At 70.7% G+C, this 20,487-nt stretch carries 15 protein-coding genes; 11 read left to right on the top strand and 4 right to left on the bottom strand.

All coding sequences use genetic code 11. The features are described 5' to 3' along the window. Window positions 1-11: 11 nt before the first annotated feature. A complete protein-coding gene (locus WME95_RS42895) occupies window positions 12-614 on the bottom strand; it encodes a TetR/AcrR family transcriptional regulator (RefSeq protein ID WP_437546368.1) in 603 nt (200 codons plus the stop codon). Between the two features lie 169 nt (window positions 615-783). Here WME95_RS42895 and WME95_RS42900 point away from each other — a divergent pair, with 169 nt between their 5' ends. Then, window positions 784-3,312 carry a PEP/pyruvate-binding domain-containing protein gene (locus WME95_RS42900; protein ID WP_437905034.1) on the top strand — a complete coding sequence of 843 codons (2,529 nt, stop codon included), beginning with the start codon at window positions 784-786 and terminating at the stop codon, window positions 3,310-3,312. Then, a complete protein-coding gene (locus WME95_RS42905) occupies window positions 3,305-4,687 on the top strand; it encodes an MFS transporter (protein ID WP_437905035.1) in 1,383 nt (460 codons plus the stop codon). The genes WME95_RS42900 and WME95_RS42905 overlap by 8 nt, the downstream gene beginning before the upstream one ends. Window positions 4,688-4,699: 12 nt before the next feature. Here the strand turns inward: WME95_RS42905 and WME95_RS42910 are convergent, their stop codons facing one another. Further along, the gene (locus WME95_RS42910) at window positions 4,700-5,659 is read right to left on the bottom strand and encodes a hypothetical protein (protein WP_437905036.1); all 960 of its coding nucleotides are present in this window, start codon (window positions 5,657-5,659) and stop codon (window positions 4,700-4,702) included. 389 nt (window positions 5,660-6,048) lie between these two features. Here WME95_RS42910 and WME95_RS42915 point away from each other — a divergent pair, with 389 nt between their 5' ends. The 7 genes from WME95_RS42915 to WME95_RS42945 all read left to right on the top strand — a co-directional run bounded on the left by WME95_RS42915 (window position 6,049) and on the right by WME95_RS42945 (window position 16,271). Then, window positions 6,049-7,146, top strand: a complete 1,098-nt coding sequence (locus WME95_RS42915) for a non-reducing end alpha-L-arabinofuranosidase family hydrolase (RefSeq protein WP_437905037.1) — start codon at window positions 6,049-6,051, stop codon at window positions 7,144-7,146. Window positions 7,147-7,437: 291 nt separating this feature from the next. Continuing rightward, on the top strand, window positions 7,438-8,247 hold the full coding sequence (locus WME95_RS42920; RefSeq protein WP_437905038.1) for a fumarylacetoacetate hydrolase family protein: 810 nt from the start codon (window positions 7,438-7,440) through the stop codon (window positions 8,245-8,247). A 167-nt stretch (window positions 8,248-8,414) separates the two neighbouring features. Then, on the top strand, window positions 8,415-8,762 hold the full coding sequence (locus WME95_RS42925; RefSeq protein WP_437905039.1) for an LUD domain-containing protein: 348 nt from the start codon (window positions 8,415-8,417) through the stop codon (window positions 8,760-8,762). Window positions 8,763-9,072: 310 nt separating this feature from the next. Further along, window positions 9,073-10,317 carry a non-reducing end alpha-L-arabinofuranosidase family hydrolase gene (locus WME95_RS42930; RefSeq protein ID WP_437905040.1) on the top strand — a complete coding sequence of 415 codons (1,245 nt, stop codon included), beginning with the start codon at window positions 9,073-9,075 and terminating at the stop codon, window positions 10,315-10,317. A 275-nt stretch (window positions 10,318-10,592) separates the two neighbouring features. Continuing rightward, on the top strand, window positions 10,593-14,381 hold the full coding sequence (locus WME95_RS42935) for a serine/threonine-protein kinase (protein WP_437905041.1): 3,789 nt from the start codon (window positions 10,593-10,595) through the stop codon (window positions 14,379-14,381). 131 nt (window positions 14,382-14,512) lie between these two features. Continuing rightward, entirely contained in the window at window positions 14,513-15,358 is an 846-nt protein-coding gene (locus tag WME95_RS42940; RefSeq protein WP_437905042.1) for a hypothetical protein, read from the top strand. A gap of 547 nt (window positions 15,359-15,905) precedes the next feature. Then, a complete protein-coding gene (locus WME95_RS42945) occupies window positions 15,906-16,271 on the top strand; it encodes a hypothetical protein (RefSeq protein WP_437905043.1) in 366 nt (121 codons plus the stop codon). Between the two features lie 123 nt (window positions 16,272-16,394). Here WME95_RS42945 and WME95_RS42950 read toward each other — a convergent pair whose 3' ends face one another. Then, complete coding sequence (locus tag WME95_RS42950; protein WP_437905044.1) at window positions 16,395-17,018, bottom strand: hypothetical protein; 624 nt, start codon at window positions 17,016-17,018, stop codon at window positions 16,395-16,397. 107 nt (window positions 17,019-17,125) lie between these two features. Between WME95_RS42950 and WME95_RS42955 the strand changes: the two genes are divergently transcribed. Together WME95_RS42955 and WME95_RS42960 are read left to right on the top strand one after the other, a co-directional pair. Next, window positions 17,126-18,103 (top strand): DUF4423 domain-containing protein, encoded by a 978-nt coding sequence (locus tag WME95_RS42955; protein WP_437905045.1) that lies wholly within the window; start codon window positions 17,126-17,128, stop codon window positions 18,101-18,103. A gap of 213 nt (window positions 18,104-18,316) precedes the next feature. Further along, complete coding sequence (locus WME95_RS42960) at window positions 18,317-19,138, top strand: SIMPL domain-containing protein (protein WP_437905046.1); 822 nt, start codon at window positions 18,317-18,319, stop codon at window positions 19,136-19,138. 52 nt (window positions 19,139-19,190) lie between these two features. On the opposite strand, the gene WME95_RS42965 is transcribed toward WME95_RS42960, so the two are convergent. Next, window positions 19,191-20,228, bottom strand: a complete 1,038-nt coding sequence (locus WME95_RS42965; protein WP_437905047.1) for an alpha/beta hydrolase family esterase — start codon at window positions 20,226-20,228, stop codon at window positions 19,191-19,193. Window positions 20,229-20,487 lie beyond the last annotated feature (259 nt).

The following is a 20,487-nucleotide window of genomic DNA, read 5'->3' on the forward strand; positions in this document are numbered from 1 at the left end:
GGGGCCGCGCGTCACGGTCGCTCCGCCGCGGGCGCGAGCGTCCGGTGAATCGCGTCGATCGCGAACGTGACGTAGGCCTGGCCCTCGGACCGATCGAACCCCTGGTTCGAGAGGTGCTGGTGGAACGGCCGGAAGTGCAGCGCGCCGAGGAAGAGGTCGGCCGCGTGCTCCGGGCGGACCGGGCGCAGGAGGCCGCGGTCGATCGCTCGCGAGAACCACGCGACCACCTCGCGCCGCGCGCGGACCGGCGGCAGGTCCTCGCGCCGGTCGGCCATGGACTCGACGTGCATGCCGGCCGAGCGGAGCACCGCGAGGCACGGCACGATGCGCTCGAGGTAGGCGGAGAGCTCCTCGGCGAGCTCGAGGAGCTGGATCCGCGCGTCGCGGTCGTCCGGGCCCGCCCGCGCGCGCGCCATCCACGGCGGCTCGAACGGCGGCAGCAGCGCGGCGCGCAGGAGCTGCTCCTTGGTGCCGAAGCGCTGGAACAGCACCCCGTGCGAGACGCCGAGCCGCTCGGCGATGAGCGTCGTCGAGACGCCCGCGCCGTGCTCCAGAAAACACGCGCGTGCCTCGTCGAGGATCTGCGCGTCGGTGATGTTACGCGGCCTTGCCATTTATAAGTATCATGATACTTATTTCGTGACGTCACAATGACTTTCAGGTGACGGTCGAGCGGACGCCGTCGGCGCGAGCGAGGCGCTGCGCGCTCCCCGGAGGGCGGGCGAGCGCCGGGGAGCGCGCGGCGCGGCGGAAGCAGCCTTTCTTGGCCGAAGGAGATGCCTGATGCTTGTTCATCGCTTGAGCCAGCTATCCCGAGCCGACCTCGCCAGGGCGGGCGGCAAGGGCGCCAACCTCGGTGAGCTGATCCAGCTCGGGCTGGCCGTGCCGCCCGGGTTCGTTGTGAGCGCTGACGCGTACGCGGAGCAGGCGCGCGCATGGGGGCTCGCCGAGCGCCTCTCGGCGCACCTCGCCGCGAGCCGCTGGGAGGCCGCGGCCTCGGAGGCGGCGGAGCTCTTCGAGCGGGGCGCGATGCTGCCCGGGATGGAGAGCGCGGTCCGGGACGCGTACCGCGAGCTCGGCGCGCCGCCGGTCGCGGTTCGCTCCTCGGCGACGGCGGAGGACCTCGCCGACGCCTCGTTCGCGGGCCAGCACGAGACGTACCTCGACGTGGCCGGAGAGGACGGGCTGCTCCTCGCGCTGCGGCGGTGCTGGGCGTCCCTCTGGAGCCCGAGGGCCCTCGGCTACCGGGCGGCGCGGGGCATCGATCACCTGGGGGTCAACATCGCCGTGGTGGTGCAGCGCATGGTCCCGGCCGAGTTCGCCGGCGTCCTGTTCACCGTCGACCCGGTGGCCCAGCGCGCCGACCGCATGCTCCTGGAGGTCGCCCCGGGCCTCGGCGAGGCCGTGGTGTCAGGACACACGACCGGCGATGTGTACCGCCTGCGGCGCGCGCCGTTCGCCGGGGCCGCGGCGCCCGGCCCGGACCGACCGAACGGGGCCGCGGGCCCCGGGACGAACGACCTCGCGATCGACGACCGCGACCGCCGGGAGGCCGGCCGTCCCGCGCCGAGCGACGCGCTGGTGCTCGATCTGGGCCGCATCGGGCTCCGCCTCGAGGCCCACTTCGGCTGCCCGCAGGACGTGGAGTTCGCCTTCGCCGGGGGCTCCATTCACCTCCTCCAGTCGCGCCCGATCACCACGCTCGGCGCGGCCGAGATCGAGCCCCTCCCTCCGCCCCCGCAGCTCAACCGCATGCAGCGGAGGTTGCTCGAGGCCAACGACAACGACAGGTTCCCCGTCGCCCCCAGGCCGCTCGATCAATGGGGCTTCCGGGCGACGCTCCCCGCGCTCGTGCGCATGGTGCGCTTCCTGGGGCTCGACGTGGACGAGGCCGACGAGCGCGCGTGGGTCGACCAGGTGTGGCGCCCGATGTTCGTCCCACCGCAGGCGCGACCCACCCTCCGGTTGCTCCGGCTGCCGCAGAAGGTCGCGGCCAGCCTGCGCGACGACGCGATGGCGTGGTGGGAGGGCGACGGGTTCAAGCGGATCCAGGAGGCCTGCGCGCCGGTCGATCTCCGCGCGCTGGACGACGCCGCGCTCCTCCGCCGCGCCGACCGGATCACGGAGACCACGACCGCGGTCCTGGGCGAGCGGTTCGAGAGGAGCGCCAGCCAGCTGGCCGCCATCGCCCTCCGCGTCCCGGTCGCCCTCGCCGTGGGACCGAAGCGGGCGGCGACCGTCATGCGCGACCTCGTCTCGGGCCTGCGCACCCGGACGTCCGACGTGAACCTCGCGATCTTCCACCTCGCGCGCAGGGCGGTGAGCGCCGGGCCGGAGGTCGCCGGGGCGATCCGGGAGGGGCGCCCGGAGGCCCTCCGCGAATCGGAGGCCGGCCGGGCCTACCTGGCCGAGGTCGACGCGTTCCTGGACGAGCATGGGCACCGGGAGAGCACCGGTCTGTACCTCTCGGCGCCGACGTGGCGGCAGGATCCCGCGCCGCTGTGGGGGCTCCTTCGCGGCCTGCTCGACGTCGCCGAGCCGCCGTCCGAGGAGGCCGGGCTCGCGCGTTACCGGGCGGCGCTCGAGGAGGTCACCCGCGCGCTTCGCCTCGTGCCCGGTCTGCCCGACGCGTTCCGCCGCAACCTCGAGCGGCTGCGGAGCGCGATCGTGTTCCGGGAGCGCACGCACTTCGATCTGGTGCGCCCGTTCTCCGCGCTGCAGGCGATCGTGGCCGAGATCGCGCGTCGCCTCTGCGAGCGCGGGCGCCTGCCGCGCCCCGACGACGTCTTCTACCTGACGGAAGCCGAGCTCCGGGGGTGGCTGGAGGGGGCGGCGCCGCCGCTCGACGAGGTGGAGCGGCTCGTTCGACGGCGGCGCGCGACGTACGGGGTGGTCAACGCGGAGTGGCAGAAGAGATCGTTCGGGGCGGGCGCGGGAGGCGCCTCGGGCGACGAGCTCCGCGGCATCGGGGCGTCGTCCGGGGTGGTCCGCGGCAAGGCGCGCATCGTGCGGGACGAGCGGGAGTTCGAGCGGCTGAAGGCGGGGGAGATCCTGGTCTGCCGCTACACGAACCCCGCGTGGACGCCGCTCTTCACGCTGGCCGCGGGCGTCGTGACGAACGTCGGAGGCGCGGTCTCCCACGCGGCCATCGTCGCGCGCGAGTACGGGATCCCGGCGGTCCTGGGGGCTGCCGGGGCGACCGAGCGCATCACGGATGGCCAGGAGATCCTCGTGGACGGGACGGAGGGCCGGGTGGTGCTCCTGCGCCGGGGCGACCGTCAGGACGGCGCGGGCGAGCTCGCCCGTGCCTGAGCCCTCGTCGCGCCTGCCGGTGCGGCTGCTCGCCGCCATCGCCCTGTCGACGGCGCTCGCGCCGCTCAACTCCACGATGGTCGCCGTGGCGCTGCCGGAGATGGCGCGCACGCTTCGCGTCGACTCCGGCGCGCTCCGGCAGGCGCTCGTGACGAGCTACCTGCTCACGAACATCGTCCTGCAGAGCCCCGGTGGGAAGCTCGGAGATCGCCTCGGCCACCGGCGCGCGCTCGGGCTGGGCCAGCTCCTCCTGGCGGTCGGGGCCGCGCTCGCCTACCTCTGGCCGGTGCTCCCGGTGCTCGCGGCGTCGCGCGTCGTGATGGCCGCGGGCGGCGCGATCGTGGTCCCGAGCGCGACGGCCATGCTCCGCACGGAGCTGCCGCCCGAGGTGCGCGGGCGCGCCTTCGGCGCCTTCGGGGCGGTGATGGGGCTGTCGGCGGGCACCGGACCGACGATCGGAGCGCTGCTCGTGGGGACCTTCGGGTGGACCTCGATCTTCCTCGCGAACGTCCCGGTGCTGCTCCTCTCCGCCGGGCTCGCGCACCTCGGCGCGCCGCCGCGCCCCGCGGCCGTGACGCCTGCCGCGCCGCGACCGCGGTTCGACGTCGTGGGCTCGGTGCTGCTGGGCGGGTCGCTCATCGGGCTCGTCCTTGGCCTCGAGTCAGCGCACCTCCGCTGGGCCGCGGTGCTCGGCGCGCTGGGCCTCGTGCCCTTCGTGCTCTGGGAGCGGCGCGCCGCGGACCCCGTCATCGACTTCTCCCTGTTCCGGCGGCGCGCGTTCCTCGGCGGCAGCCTGCTCATCGCGCTCCAGAACTTCGCCATGTACGCGACGATCTTCGAGCTGCCGCAGGTGGCGGGGCGGCTGTTCCACGTCGGGCCGCGCGACGTCGGCACGACGCTGCTGGCCATGATGGGGACGATGGTCGTCGTCTCGCCCCTCGCGGGGCGCGGCGCCGATCGCTTCGGGCCGCGCGCGCTGGCGCTCGCCGGCTGCTCGCTCGCCCTGGCCGGCATACTCCTGCTGGCGATGCGGCCTCTGGGCGCGCTCACGGACGCGATCCCCGCGCTCGTGATGCTCGGCGCCGGCCTCGGCCTGACGTCCCCGCCGTCGCAGTCCGCGGCGATGAGCGACGTCCCGCGCGAGAAGAGCGGAATGGCCGCAGGCCTCACGTCGACGATGCGCTACATGGGGGGCATCGTCGGCCTCACCGTGCTCGGCCTCGTCCTCACCGACCACCCGGCGGCCGATGTGGTGAACCGCGAGCACACGATGGCCACGTCCATCTTCGGCGCGGCGCTGCTCCTGACGATCGGCTGCGCCTTCCTCCTTCCCGGCCGCGCCGCCGCGCCGGTGGCAGCCGCGGGATCACGGTAGTCAGTCCACGGCCTACGGGGCGCCGACGGAGGGCTCCGGCGCTCTCGCTCCGATCAGGATGCGCAAGTCGTCGAGGTACTCCGCGTCGTCACCGCCGCAGAGGTCCGGGTCCCCTCCCATGGAGCGATCCACGCTCGCGCCCACGATCACACGATAGGCCCCGCTCGCGCCCACCTCACCTTCGTGCCCGTCGAGGATCGAGCCGGCTGGCAGCTCGTCGATCCAGAAATCGATCCGACCTCTGCGGTGGGCCACGCACATCTTTCGAAGTTCTTCGGGACACCCTTCCTCGGGGCTCATCGCCATCCTGATCGGCGCGAAATAAGGTTCAACGTCCGTGTCGGGCCACGGGTTGGAACCTCGGACGCCTCCCGCGAGCAGCGCGCCGGTGATGTCGGAGCCGGCGCGCACCTCGAACCATTGATGGTCGATGACAGGAACGATATCCGTGAAGTGCACAACCCGCAGGAACACGGGACCGCTCTCGGGAACGGCGCCCAGGATGTCGGAATCCTGGACAGCGATCGTCACGCCATGCGCGACGCCGTCCTTGTCCGTGCAGGCAAGGGAGCGTGATGTCGAGCTGGCCGCCTCCACCTGGCATGGCGCGGCCATGTTCACTTCGTAGGAATCGAACCCCTCGTCCGGCCAAGCCTCGACGGTGACCTCGAATTCAGCCGATATCCCGGCCTGCCGGGGCTCGCAGGCGGACGTCTGCTCTGGTCCCGTCGACTCGCCGTTGCTCGTGGTGCCAGGTGACGAGGTCTCTGTGGGACCACACGCGGGCGTCATGCAGAGGGGGACGAGAGACATCACCGAAAGAGCAACCACGGAGGATGTGCGCTTCATGCCGTCACGTTCAAGCAACGCGTGCGCCAGTGCGGAGATGCACGAGATCTCTGGACCTCGCGCCTGGCGCACAGGCACAGCGGCACAATTCGTCTCGAATTTGTGCCAAAATGCGCCGCGCACACCGTGCTCCGCGCCGGTGTGCGCGAGCCGCCAGGGGGAGGTTCGCGCGCCGGTTTTTGATTGACGCCGGCAATGTGAACGTTCACAATTTGGTCTCCGGGTATCCTTCTGCTTTGCCCTGGGTGGGCCGTCATGCGCCCCGGCTTCTCGTCCTCATGCGCGTTCACCCTGGCGGTCGGGCTCTGAGGAGCTCGCTGGCCCGATTGGGCATCCCTCTGGAGACTAGCATGATCACTCACCTCGATTTGCCCTCCCACGCTCTGGCTCCGTGCCGTTCCCTCCTTCGTCTCTCTGCTCTCGGCTGTGTGCTCGCGGCGCTCGCCGGCTGCAGCAGCGGCACGGCCGACGACCAGCCCTCCCCTGATGGGACGGGTGGCTCGGAGAATCCGGTGACGGGCGCCAGCAGCGCCAGCAGTACGACGGGCACCAGCGGGAGCACTGGTACGTCGAGCTCCGTCGGGAGCGGGGGAAGCGGTACGACGGGTACCGGCGGGAGCACGTCGGCCTCGGGGAGCGGCGGCGATCCAGGGGACGGTGGTGGAGGCGCAGGCGGCTCCCCGCCGACCTGCGACTTGCCCACCACGTTCAAGTGGAAGGCGGGGCCTCCGGTGATCAGCCCCAAGCCGCCTGCCGGCCGCAGCTGGGCATCCGTCAAGGACCCGACGATCGTGTTCTTCGACAACAAGTACCACGTGTTTGCCACCGTGTTCGACACCACGTCGGGCAACGGCGGATGGCAGTCCATGTACTCGAACTTCACGGACATCCCTCAGGCGAACGCCGCTGATCAGCACTACATGGCGAGCTGGCCCACCGGCAGCACGGTCGCGCCCCAGGTCTTCTTTTTCCAGCCGCACAACAAGTGGTACCTCATCTACCAGTGGAACGGCCGGTACTCGACCAACGATGACATCAACAACATGAACGGCTGGAGTCGGCCCCAAGGGCTGCTCCGAGGCGAGCCGAACGGCGCGCTGGACTTCTGGAACATCTGCGACGACAAGGACTGCCATCTGTTCTTCTCGCGGGACGACGGAAAGCTCTACCGCTCCAAGGTCAGCATCGACAAGTTCCCGAATTTCGACGGTTACGAAACCGTCATGTCGGCCCCCAGCGCGAGTCTCCTGTTCGAAGCCAGCAACGTCTACAAGGTGGATGGGTCGAACAAGTACCTGCTCATGGTGGAGGCGTACGACAACAGCCCTCGCTTCTTCAGGTCGTGGACGTCCGAGAGCCTCGACGGCCCCTGGGCTCCCCTGGCGGACACCAAGCAGAACCCTTTCGCCGGCCCTGCCAACGTGACCTACGAAGGCCAGGACTGGAGCGACGACATCAGCCACGGCGAGCTGATCCGCTCCGGGCACGACGAGAAGATGACCATCGACCCGTGCGACCTGCGGTTCCTCTACCAGGGCAGAGATCCGAAAGTCGGGGGTGATTACGGCAAGTTGCCCTACAGGCTCGGGATGTTGACGCTCCAGAAGTAGCTCCGCTCCCCTCCAGTTGTGGTTTTACCACCCCGGTAAACCTGGCGGCCGCTCGGGCCGCCAGGCGGACGCCACCTGGATTCCACCCTCCCATGACCCCCTTTCGTCGCGACGCAAAGACGGCGCTCGTGCGCGACATGATCGGGCCGGAGCACACGCTGAGGATCGACGGCGCGGCGGGCGCTACCTCGCCCCCACGGCGCCAGGCACATCGATCACCATGAAGGCCGACTCGCTCGCGGCGCACACGTTCCCCGGCGGGCAGGTCTGGCAGGACCGCTCGGAGCGCTCATGAAAATCATCCGCTACCTGGACACGAACGGACGCGCCCGCTACGCGAGCGAGCAGGGCGATGGCACGGCCCTGCGCATCGAAGGCGACCCCTTCGCTCACTACACGGTCACACAAGAACGTGCGGAGGTCGCGCGCAGGCTCGCCCCGATCGCTCCCACGCAGATCCTCGGCATCGGCCTGAACTACCGCCGGCACGCCGAAGAGATCAAGGCCAAGCTCCCCGAGCACCCGATCGTCTTCATGAAGGGACTGAACGCCGTCCAGGATCCTGGCGCGCCGATCGTGATTCCGCGTCAGCTGGCGAGCGAGGAGGTCGATTACGAGTGCGAGCTCGCCGTGGTCATCGGCAAAGCGTGCAAGAACGTGAGCCGCGCGCGCGCGCTCGAGCACGTGCTCGGTTACACGTGCGCGAACGACGTGTCGGCTCGCGACTGGCAGCTCCGGCGCGGCGGCGGGCAGTGGTGTCGCGGCAAGACGTTCGACACGTTCGCCCCGCTCGGCCCCCGCCTCGTCACCGCGGACGAGGTCGGAGATCCAGGAGCGCTCCGCATCGCCACCCTCCTGAACGGCGAGCGCGTGCAAGACTGGACGACCGGCGACATGATCTTCGGCGTGCCCGAGCTCATCGAGTTCTTGAGCGGCAGCACGACGCTGCTGCCGGGCACCGTGATCCTCACGGGGACGCCGCATGGCGTCGGCATGGCCCGAACCCCGCCGCGCTGGCTGCGCCCGGGAGATCGGGTCGAGATCGAGATCGAGAAGATCGGCGTGCTCGAAAACCACGTCGTCTCCGAAGGGGAAGCGTGAATGACGGCGGCCCCGCCGCGCGGGGCGCCGGGCAGCTCGCGGCCCGCTCCTGGGAGCTCCTCGATTTCGTCAGCCAGCCGACCGTCTGGCGCGCGGCGCTCGCGCCCGGAGGTCGGGTCCAGATCCTGCCGGAATGGCTCGCCCCCCCCCCGGCGACGTCGACCCGGTTGCTCGGCGCGTTCGAGCTGGATTCCACGCTCGCGCGCGCTCGAATCGACGCCGATGACCTCGGCATCACGCGCGCCGCCGGCGCGATCGCCGAGACGGCACCGTCATCCTCGACGACGCGACCACCTCGACGCGCCGCAGCGCGCTCGCCCCCTGGGATCCACGTGGCGATCGTTCGCCGCGCCGACATCCACCGTTCGCTCTGCGCCGAAATCTCCGCGCTCGGCGGCGACCCCTACGTGGTCAGATGTACGGGGCCATCCAAGACGGCCGACGTGGAGGGCATCCTGATTCAGGGCGTGCACGGACCGGGCGAGCCAATCGCCCAGATCGTCGATGCCTGGTAGAGCGACGCCGGGAGCGCGTTCTGAGGAGTTCCCGGCGATCGGCATCGTGGCCGGCGAGTCCCGCGCGCCGGTTTTCAATTGACGCCGTAGATGTGAGCGCTCACAATTTGGCTCGGAGATTCCTCCGCTTTGCCCTGGGTAGGCCGCCATGCGGCACCGGGCCCTTCGTCCTCGTCCTCGTGCGCGTCAACCTTGACAGTCGGGCTCTGAGGAGCTCGCTGCCCGATCGGGCATCCCTCTGGAGACCAGCATGATCACTCCCTTCGATTTGCCTCGCCAATCTTTGACTCCGTCCCGTTCCCTCCTTCGTTTGTCTGCCCTCGGTTGTGTGCTCGCGGCGCTCGCCGCTTGCGCCAGCGACACGGGGGACGAGCAGCCGTCCAGTGGTGGTACGGGTGGCTCTGAGAACCCCACGACGAGCGCCGGCAGCACGACAGGCGGGAGCACGAGCGCAGGGGTCACGAGCGGATCGAGCTCCGGCACGGGCGCGAGCACGAGCACGAGCAGCGGAAGCGACCCGGGCACGGGCGGCGACCCGACGGGTGGGACCGGGGGGAGCGGCGGCGCTCCGGGGGACGGCGGCGGCGGCGCAGGCGCGGGCGGTTCGCCGCCTGTGACCTGCGACCTGCCCACCACGCTCAAGTGGAAGTCGGGGCCTCCGGTGATCAACCCCAAGTCGGCTGCCGGTCGCAACTTCGTCTCCATCAAGGACCCGACGATCGTGTTCCACGACGGCAAGTACCACGTATTTGCCACCGTGTACGACACGGCGGGCAACGGGGGGTGGAGCTCCGTGTATTTGAACTTCACCGACTTCGCTCAGGCGAACTCCGCGCAGCAGCAGCACATGGCGGGCTGGCCCACCGGCGGCACGGTCGCGCCCCAGGTCTTCTTTTTCCGGCCGCACAACAAGTGGTACCTCATCTTCCAGTGGAACGGCCGGTACTCGACCAACGACGACATCAACAACGTCAACGGCTGGAGCCGGCCCCAGCCGCTGCTCAAGGGCGAGCCAGGCCAGATGGGGAACACCCTTGGCGCGCTGGACTTCTGGAACATCTGCGACGACAAGAACTGCCATCTGTTCTTCTCGCGGGACGACGGGAAGCTCTACCGCTCCAAGGTCAGCATCGATAAATTCCCGGCTTTCGATGGGTACGAAACCGTCATGACGGCCCCCACCAACGGGCTCCTGTTCGAGGCCAGCAACGTCTACAAGGTGGATGGCACGAACAAGTACCTGCTCATGGTCGAGGCGTTCGACAACAGCCCTCGCTTCTTCAGGTCGTGGACCTCCGAGAGCCTCGACGGCCCCTGGGCTCCCCTGGCGGACACCAAGCAGAAACCCTTCGCCGGCCCTGCCAACGTGACGTTCGAAGGCGGAAAGTGGAGCGACGACATCAGCCACGGTGAGATGATCCGCTCCGGGAGCGACGAGCGAATGACCATCAACGCGTGCAACATGCAGTTCCTCTACCAGGGCAGGGATCCGAACGCCGGAGGGGCTTACGAAAGATTGCCGTACAAGCTGGGTCTGATCACGCTCGAGAAGTGACGCCGCGCCCCTCCTCGAGCTCTCGGTAAGGGACGTCCAGGCAGAAGCGCCGATCTCCCGATCGGCGCCTCCCCGGCGAGCCCGGGCCGGCATCGGCCCGGGTCGGAATCGGGGCAAACCATCGATGCGTCCGGGGCGCCGCGCGCGCAGGATCCGCGGCCTGAATCCAGGGGATCGCTGGACGAACGGCATTCTCCGTCTATCCTTGAGCGGTGCGCTCGGGGGAGCTCTTGGGGGGGCGCTTCCGCGTCGAAGCGCTCGCGGAGAGCGGAGGCATGGGCGCGGTCTACCGCGCCTGGGACGTCACCACCGGAAGGCGGGTCGCCGCCAAGGTGCTGCACGATCCGTCGCCGCACCACCTCGCGCGCTTCGCGCGGGAGGCCGAGCTCCTCGCCCGCCTCGCACACCCCGGGATCGTCCGGTACGTCGCCTACAGCGCCGCGCGCGAGAGCACGCCCTTCCTGGTCATGGAATGGCTGGAGGGAGAGGACCTCTCCCGGCTCCTCTCGCGCCGACGGCTCTCGGTCGCCGAGACGGTGGAGCTCGGGGCGCGCGTCGCCGCGGCCCTGGGCGCCGCCCACGCGCTGGGGATCGTCCACCGCGATCTCAAGCCGGCCAACATCTTCCTCGTCGACGGGCGGATCGAAAAGCCCAGGCTCCTCGATTTCGGGGTCGCCCGCCTCCCGGACATGGCGCCGATCACCGGCGCCGGGATGCTGGTCGGCACGCCCGACTACATGGCCCCGGAGCAGGCGCGCAGCGGCGATGAGGTCGGCGCGCCCGCCGACATCTTCTCGCTCGGCTGCGTGCTCTTCCAGTGCGTCACCGGCGCGCCGCCGTTTCAGGCCGATCACCTGGTCGCCCTGCTCGCCAGGATCATCTTCGATGATCCGCCGCGCCTGTCCGAGCGCTGCCTCGGCGCGCCCCCGTGGCTCGACGCGCTCGTCTCGCAGATGCTCGAGAAGGATCCGGCGCGGCGCCCGCGTGACGGGGCCGCGGCCCACGCCGCGCTCGCGGCGCAGGAGGTCCACGGCGGGTCGATCGCGGGACCGACGAGCTCCGCCCTCACCAGCAGCGAGCGCCGCTTCCACGGCGTCGCGGTGATCGGCCGCGCGTCAGCGTCCGCGCTGGACGCCACCCTCTCGCTCTGCGAGGCGAACGCGGACGCCGGCGCGCTCCGGGAGGTCGCCGCCCGCTTCGAGGGGCGCCTGGAGCTGCTCGCCGACGGTACGGCGGTGCTCATCGTCGGCCGCCCGCACGTGCCCACCGACGTCGCCGCGCAGCTCGCGCGCTGCGCGCTGGCGCTGCGGGAGCGCGTCCCCGATCGCCCGATCGCGATCACGGTCGGCTGGGGTGAGCTCGGGTGCGGCCTGCCGGTCGGCGACGCGATCCAGCGCGCGGCGGGGCTGCTCCGGAGCGCGGGCCGCGCGGGCGCGCCGCAGATCCTCCTCGACAGGACCACCGCCGGGCTGCTCGAGGCCCGCTTCGAGGCCGCGATCACCGCGTCCGGCGCCGTCGAGCTGCGCGGCGAGCGCAGCGCCGCCGAGCCGTGGCGCCCGCTCCTCGGCAGGCCCACGCCCTGCGTCGGCCGCGATCACGAGCTCCGCCTGCTGGAGCAGACCTTCGCCGCCTGCGCCGGCGAGCCCGCCGCCCGGGCGGTGCTCGTCATCGGCGCCGCGGGCATGGGCAAGTCCCGCCTGCTCCAGGAGCACCTCGCGGCCCTCCGGCGCGCCGGCGCGCCCGCGGAGATCTGGGCGGGGCTCGGGGATCCGCTGCGCGCGGGCTCCATCGGCGGCCTGCTCGCGGAGGTGATCCGGGGCGCGGCGGGGATCCAGGGCGGCGAGCCCATCGAGGAGCGGCGCGCGCTCCTCCGGGCGCGTGTCGCCCGCCGCGCGCCCGAGGCGGAGCGGCGCCGGATCGAGGAGTTCCTCGGAGAGCTCGCCGGCGTCCCCTTCCCCGACGAGGACAGCCTCCCGCTCCGTGCCGCCCGGCAGGATCCCGAGCTGCTCGGCGAGCAGATGCAGCGCGCGCTGCGCGATTTTCTGCGCGCCGAGTGCGCGGCCCAGCCGGTGGTGCTCGCGCTGGAGGACGTGCACTGGGCCGATCGCGCCTCGGTCGCGGCCATCGACGCGGCGCTGCGCGAGCTCGCGGACCAGCCGCTCGTCGTGCTCGCCACGGCGCGCCCCGAGATCAAGCAAACCTACCCCGATCTCTGGGGCGAGCGCGGGCGGCAGGAGCTCTGGCTCAGGCAGCTCTCGCCGAGGGCGTGCGCGCAGCTCACGCGGGAGGCGCTGGGCGGCGCAGCCGACGGGGCGCTCGTCGATCGTCTGGTCACCCAGTCCGAGGGCCAGCCCTTCTTCCTCGAGGAGCTGATCCGCGCGACGGCGGAGGGCCGGGGCGAAGCGCTGCCCGACACCGTGGTGGCGATGGTGCAGGTCCGGCTGGAGGCGCTCGCGCCGCCTGCGCGCCGGATCCTGCGCGCCGCCAGCGTGCTCGGCGAGGTGTTCTGGCGAGGCGCCGTCGCCCACCTGCTCGGCGGCGACGCCGCGCTACTCTCCGATCACCTCGCGGCGCTCGTCACCGGGGAGCTCTGCGTCCGCCGCCGCGAGAGCCGCTTCCCCGGCGAGGAGGAGTACTGCTTCCGCCAGGCGCTCCTGCGCGAGGGCGCGTACGCGCAGCTCACCGAGGACGATCGAGCGCTCGGCCACCGCCTCGCCGCCGAGTGGCTCGAGGCCGCGGGCGAGGCCGATCTGCTGGTGCTCGCGGCGCACTGCGAGCGCGGCGGCCTGACCGCCCGGGCGGCGTCGCTGCTCGTCCGCGGCGCCGAGCTCGCGGCCGCGCGCCGGGCCTACCTCGACGCGGAGGGCTGCTACGGGCGCGCCGAGGCGCTGGTCGGCGCGCTGCTCCCTGCGGCGCGCCACGCGCGGGGCCTCGCTCGCTTCCGGCTCGGGCGGCACACCGAGGCCCTCGCCGACCTCGCCGCGGCGCGCGAGGAGGCGGCCGAGGCGTCGGAGCCAGGGGCGGAGATCGAGCTCCTCCTCGATGAGGCCATGATCCTCGACTGGACAGGCGAGTACCGCGCCGCGAGCGAGCGGGTCGAGGCCGCCGAGCGCCTCGCCGACTGGGTGGACTCCCCCCTGCTCGGCGCCCGCCTGCTCCTCGGCATGGGCCGCTCGCTCCACCGGGACGACCGCGAGGACGAGGCCGCCATGGTGCTGTCGCGCGCCGCGGAGCAAGCCGCGCGGCTCGGGGACGAGGGCTATGAGACACACATCATCGCCCGGCTGATGCTCGGCTTCATCCTGGCCAGCCTCGGCCGGGTCGACGAGGCGGCGCGGGACCTCGACGCGGTGATCCGGAGCTGCGAGGAGCGCAGCGATCTCATGCACCTCGGCGCAGCGCTGAACAACCGCGCGCTCGCGCGGGCCCTCCAGGGCGACCGCGCCGGGATGATCGCCGACCTCGAGCGCACCCTCGCGCTCGGGCGCGACCTCGGCCAGCCCGCGTTCGAGCTCGTCGGCCGCTACAACCTCGCCGAGTACCTGTATCTGATGGACGATCTCGAGGCCGCGGCGCCCCACGCGCGCGCCGTCCAGGCGATGGGGCCGCGCTGCGACGAGCACCACGCGCCGATGGCCGTGGCGCTCTTGACCGCGCGCCTGCGCCTCTACCAGGGCGACGAGGCGGGCGCTCGCGGGATCGCCCTGCGGCTTCGCGCGGCGCAAGAGCAAGCCGGCGGCGACGCGCTGAAGCCCTCGGAGGACGTGCTCTGCGCGATGATCGAGCTCGCGACGCGCGACGACGACGGCGACGCGTGGGCCGCGCTCGAGGAGCGCTCCGCGCGCTGCTCGGTGGGCCAGGAGCGGATCGAGGTGCTCGAGGCGCGGGCCCTCGCCGCCTTCCGTCGCGGCCGGTACGTCGATGCCCGGCTGCAGATCGAGCGCGCCCTCGCGGCCGCCTCCACCACGCCGACCGTCATGGGCAGTCGCCTCCGTCGCTGGCACACGGAGCTGACGGCGCTGTCAGCATCGGACGCCCCGGACACCCACCCTCGTCGCCGCTGAATCACCTTGCACGAGCGTGATAATGCGAAAAGATAGAATATTGAACCCATAGTTGACCTATGGGCGATGTTGGTGAGCCCGCGCCGCGCGCAGGGAGCCGCCGGGAATGCGCCAGAAATGGGGGGGAACCCATGTCGCTCAAGGAGACATTCATCGTGCTTGTCGGGGCCGGGGTGCTGCCGGGCTGCGTCGCGGAGGTGGGGGACACCGAGGCGCCGGAGGAGCTCGTGGGGGAATCCCAGGGAGCCCTCCTGGGCGGCAACGCGCTCAGCGCGAACGCCCTGAACCTCAACGCCCTGAACCTCAACGCCTTGAACCTCAACGCCCTGAACCTCAACGGTCTCAGCGCGCAAAACCTCGCCGCGCTCCAGGATCCCGGCCCGGCCGGCGCGCTGGCGCGCGAGTTCGTGCGTTATGCGACGAGCTGCGCCCTGAGGAGCACGGAGTACTTCGCCTTCTCGTGGAAGGACTCCAAGGGCAAAATCTACAACGAGCGCTACCCCGGGCTGCTCGGCGCCGCGCCGACCTGGGCGAGCGGGCCGCTCGACGAGCTCGGGCAGCGCATGGTCTCCAGCTGCGTGGCGGCGCGCGTGAACTACTATCAAGTACCGGTCCTCCTCTCCGCGCGCTCGCTGCGGGATCCGTTGAAGACGCTCTCCTCCAGCCAGGAGCTCATCGATTATCCAGACATCGAGGGGGCCTTCTGGGGCAACCTGTTCGCGGCGCAGCCCTACGTCAACGCTTGCTACAACAGCGCGACGGTCGACAACTCGCGCGCCTACCAGCGCGACTGCGCCGCGGGCCACCTGACGTCCGACGGCCAGCTCGTGGGGTGCGGGGTGATCCGCATGGTCGGACCCTGCAGCCAGGTCTGCCAGACCGTCAACGGGGCCGGCCAGTACTACCCATCCTGTGTCGACCGCCCCGGCCAGAGCACCGCGACCACGAAGGACGTGATCACCACCGCCTTGCCCTGACCGGCATGTCGTCGAGCTGTCGTCGCGCTTCCAGGAAGGCGAGCGCATCAACCATCTTCCGTCACCGGCAGCGAACGTGGCGACTCGCCCTCGATATCCTCGAATTGTTTTGCTCTTTCTCTGTGAAGGGATCGATGGGCCAACGCTCGCCGTCAGGCCATCACGTTCGAAAGCCCTCGCCGTCCGGCCGCTCGACGCCACCGAGAGCAGCCGGCTCACGCGCTCCTCGATCGTCGGGTGCGTCGAGGACCACTTCAGCACCGAGCCAGTCACCGCGAATGGTGGTGATGGCAAGGGCGGACGGCGCCGAGATTGGCGAAGATGGGTTCTGGGTCACCTTCGGCGCCCTTCGCCCCAACCCCCGAGGCGACAGGCGCCTCGTAAGGCGCTTCACAGCGCGCACTGTAAACAGCGATTCTTCGAGGAGCAAGTCGCTGTGACATGCTGGTTCATGTCATGACATGTCGCACGACACATCCGCTCGACGCGGCTCCGCGGCGCGCGAGCTGATGACAAGGCCGTCACTCGTGGTGTAAAGTGCATACGCATGACGGCAAGGGGATGGGTGGTGGTGTTCGCGGCGACGATCCTGATCGGATGCGGCGAGAGCAGTGACGGCAGCGGCGGTATCGCGCGGCCCGTCACGACGTTCAACGGTGTTCCCTACGGCGCGACATGTGACGGGGACGCGAGCTGCGGGGGCCAGCAGGACTCCTGCTGCCTGGGTGGCAAGTGCTCGGCCGAAGGCTGGTGCAGCCCCAAATGCGAGAGTGATCAAGACTGCCCCGAGGGCTTCTATTGCATTGATCACAGCGGAACCCGCTGCTTCTCCGCGTGCGAGGACGATCGCGACTGCCCGACGGACTTCATCTGCGAGGAGAAGAGCGGACACAGGACCTGCCGCTTCAAGTAGCCGCGCGGGCGACCTCCGTGCCTTCGTTTTTGTCAGCGTCCACGGACGGCGTTCTGCAGAAGAACAGAGCACCGCGACCATCAAGGAGGTGATCACCACCGCCTTGCCCTGACCGGCGCGCCCTCAGAAGGCGCCGACCTCGCCGAGCAGCGTCCCGTTCTCGATCAGGTCCACATGACCCCGAGGGGTCGACTCGCCCGCCGCCCAGCGCGATTCGACGGAGAGCTCGAATGCGCCGCCGCACCCGGCGCAGCTGTCCCCCGAACCGCGGCCGGCGTACACGTCCGGGAACGGGTTCTCGTCGAAGAGGAAGGACAGGCGAAGGTGCGCGGCCCCGTCGTCGCCCCGGTAGAGCGCCCCGCGCTGCTCGTGGTCGAGGATGCCGTCGCTGCTCGATAGATTCCCGAGCACGAGGATCTGCAGATACGCGTCGGAGCACTCCCTGCTGCGGTCGATGTACGCCACGACCGGTGAGCTCTCGGCGTCGGCGGCGAGGGACCAGCTCACGGCGCTCGTCGTCCCGTTGGCCCATGTCACGTCGAAGCTTCCGGCCCCCCCGGTCGCGTCGATGGCCTCCTGGCCGCTCACACCGAGGGGCGTCGGGTCCGAGAGGGCATGCTCCACGGCCTGACCCGTCGACTGCGGGAGGAAGTCGCAGGGATCGGCGGCGACCTCCCCCGTCTGTCCCCCGCGCGTGCACCCCATGAGCAGCCCCGCCACGAGCCAGCAAGCAAGCCGTACGTTCATCGCAGCCTCCATCAGCATCACTTGCCGCAGCGCAGGAGCCCCCGCAAGCGCCGCGTAGCGCAGTTACGCATTATCTATCGCTCCGATGTGCTATGTTCGATGCATAAATGCGATACAAACCATCGCAATACGATGAAATCGCGAGGGATTTCTGCCGGGCGCTCCGCGGCAGGCGCTCGCAGCGGCAGCTGAGCGTCCGGCTCGGCTACGGGACGAACGTCGCCTTTGGCTGGGAGTCCGGGCGGCGCTTTCCCACGTTCCCCACGGTGCTGCGCGTCGCGGCGTACAACGGCGTTGACGTCCATCGTGTGCTCTCGGACTTCGTGCGCCAGGAGTCGGCCTTCGGCGCGGCCGTCGCCGTCTCCGACCCGGCCCTCACGGCCACCCTCCTTCAGGTCGTCAAGGGCGGGCTGAGCAACGCCGAGATCGGCGCTCGCATCGGGCGCAGCGCATCCCAGGTGTCGCGCTTCATCGCGGGCACCTCCCAGCCGCGGCTGCCCGACGTGCTGGCCCTCGTCGACGCGACCACCGACCGGCTCCTCGACTTCCTCGCGCTCTTCGTCCCTCCGGGACAGCTGCCCTCGGTGGCGCGCGACTTCGGTGTGCTCGAGGAGCGCCGGCGGATAGCGACGGAGCTCCCCTGGTCTCACGCGGTCCTGCGCGTCCTCGAGCTCGCGGGCTACGCGGCCCTCCCCTGCCATGACGACGCGTGGGTCGCCGCTCGCCTCGCGCTCCCGCGCGACGAGGTGCGTGCGTGCCTCGAGGCCCTGTCGCGGGCAGGCCTGATCCGATGGCGCGGAGGGCGGTACGCGGCCACGGCCGAGACGGTCGACATGACCCGCGGCGCGGCCGAGCCGCGACAGCGATTGAAAGCGCACTGGCTCGACGTCGCCGCGGACCGGCAGCGCCGCGGCGATCCGGGGCTGTACTCCTACAACCTCGTCAGCGTCGCGCGCGGCGACCTCGCGCGGCTGCGGGCCTTGCACGTGCGGTATTTCCACGAGCTCCGGCAGATCGTGTCGGATTCGCGCGAGCCCGATTGCGTCGCGCTGGTCGCGATGCAGCTCTTCGAGCTGGGCGCGTGAGGCGCGAGCCGGGCAGAGAAGGAGGTCCTGTCAACCCGGGGCAGGCCCGCAGCTGGGCATGCGGGCGCCTCGCGGGCAGAGGCCGTACTTCACCGACGCGAAGGCCCCTTGAGCCCGCCCCTCGCGGTCGAGCCGCCTCCGCCCTAGATTCGGTGCGCTGACGGCCAATTCGACTGCCAGCGCAGCCGATCCGCTCGAAGGAGGAGAATCGCGATGCGTCGTACTATGCCGACCCTCACGGGAAGCCTGATCGCAGGGCTCGCGCTCGGCGTCATGACCTGCATTTCGTCGACCGCGCTGGCCGGGCGCCCCGTCGCCCAGGCCCTCGCGGCGGATCGCCTCGCAGCCAAGGAACCCGGCGCCACGGCGGAGAATGACGAGAGCCGGACCATCACGATCGGCGGCATCGGCGAGGTCGTGAGGCCTGCGGACTCGATGCGCACGAGCATCGGCGTGGAGGTGCGCGAAAAGACGCTCGGGGCCGCGCGCGACAAGGCCGCTGGCAGGTCGCAGGCGGTGCTCGCCGCCCTGCGTGGCCTCGCCATCCCGGGGCTGGAAATCCGCACTGTCGATATCTCACTCTCGCCGATCCGAGAGTCGCACGTGCCGCATGAGGAGATCACCGAGCCCAGGATCATCGGCTATTCGGCTTCCAGCCAGCTCTCCGTCGCGCTGCGGGGCGCGTCGCCGGCCGAGCTCCAGGCCGCGGGCTCGAGGATCCTCCAGGCCGCGCTCGCCTCGGGCGCCAACGACGTCGGCGGGCTCGAGTTCTTCTTGAGCGACCGCGCCGACGCGCGCCGCGGCGCCCTCGCGGCCGCCGTGCAGGACGCGCAGGCGAACGCCAAGGCGGTGGCCAAGGCGGCGAACGTCAGGATCGTCGACCTGCGGTCGATCTCGGTCGTTCAGCAGGAGCGCTCTGCATTTGCGCAGCAGATGAAGGGGCTCGGCGGCGCGGACGGCTTTTCCGTCGAGCCCGGCAGTATCCGTGTCACCTCCGCGGTGACGGTCCGCGTGACGTTTGCACCGAGCCCGTGAGCTCAGGGCGGCGGCCCGGAGGCGGCGCTCGCGATCGCGGCTCGGGGCGTCCTCACGGCATGCCCGTGAAGAAGTCGTACATCGCCTTGATGGCAAAACACGGCACGCCGTGGCTCGTGTTGCTGTACGAGGGATCGTCGTGGGAGCACCAGATCGTGGGCTCCGAACAGCCGCTGTAAGAGATGCAGCCGGGGTTCACCGTCTTGCCGCTGCTCTGGCAGCCCATCACCTGGGAATACGGCGTCGAGCTCATCTCGCACCCGTTGGCGGTGCGGAACCTCGCGACCGTGCTCGCCCCGTCTCCCCCGCGGACCGTGTCGTTCTGGCCCTGGATGTACATCACGGGCGTGGGCACCTGCAGCGCGCCGTAGTCGGAGGCCGCGACGGGCGCGACCGCCTTGAAGTTCAGGTGCTCGGCGTCGGACTTGTGCGCCAAGATCTGCACGATCATCTGCGCGCCGGAGCTGTGGCCGGTGGCGAACACGCGGTCCATGTCGATGCAGTAGCTGTCCATGAGGTCGTCGTAGATCCGCAGGACCTTGGCGATGTCGCTGTTGTAGTTCCAGCATCCACCCCCGTCCGACGACCTCCCCACGGCGCGCACGTACTCCGTCTCGAAGGCCGACCCTCGCGTGAGGTTGATGAACTGGTCGATCGGGTTGCCGCAGGCGTGGAAGCCCATCAAGAGGGGGAGAGGGGTCTTGCCATCGTAGCTGTCCGGGAACGTGTAGATGTGATCGCCGTCGACCGTCACCTTCCCGCCCTCGGGCCGCCCCGACTTGCCGCAGCCTGGGCTCGGGTTGCCCGCCGGTGATTCCGTGCCGCCGGTCCCCATGCCGCCGGCCCCGGCCTGCGGTCCGCCCCCGGTCGAGCCACCTGTCGTGCTGCTGCTGGAGGAGCTGGCGTCATTGCTCGTTCCCCCTGTGGAGGTGGTCTCCCCGCTGCTCGCAGACGTGTGGGCCCCGCCTGCGCCGCCCGTGGCTTGATCGGCTCCGCCGCCTCCCGTGCCGGGCGAGCCTGTCTCTGACGAGCAAGCGAGAACCATCAAGGCGACGACAGGAAAGGAGGAGTAAGCAGCTAATCTCGGCATCGTCTAGACCCTCTCGTGATCGCCCGATTCGTCTCTCCGCGCTCGCCGCGTGCCGATCCCGCGATGATCTCGGGCGAGGATGCGACTCACCTGGAGGCGCCAGCCCGACCGTCACGGCGGACGCGCAGAAGTGACGAAGGGCCCGGTGCGCATGGCACGCCTGTCCGTGGCAAAGCGGAAGAAGGATCGACGAGTCGACTGTGAGCGTTCACATGAACGGCGTCAATCAAATTGGACCGGCGCGACGCGCACCTTGAGC

Origin of the sequence: Sorangium sp. So ce327 (assembly GCF_051530205.1) — a bacterium.
Taxonomy (GTDB): domain Bacteria; phylum Myxococcota_A; class Polyangia; order Polyangiales; family Polyangiaceae; genus Sorangium; species Sorangium cellulosum_B.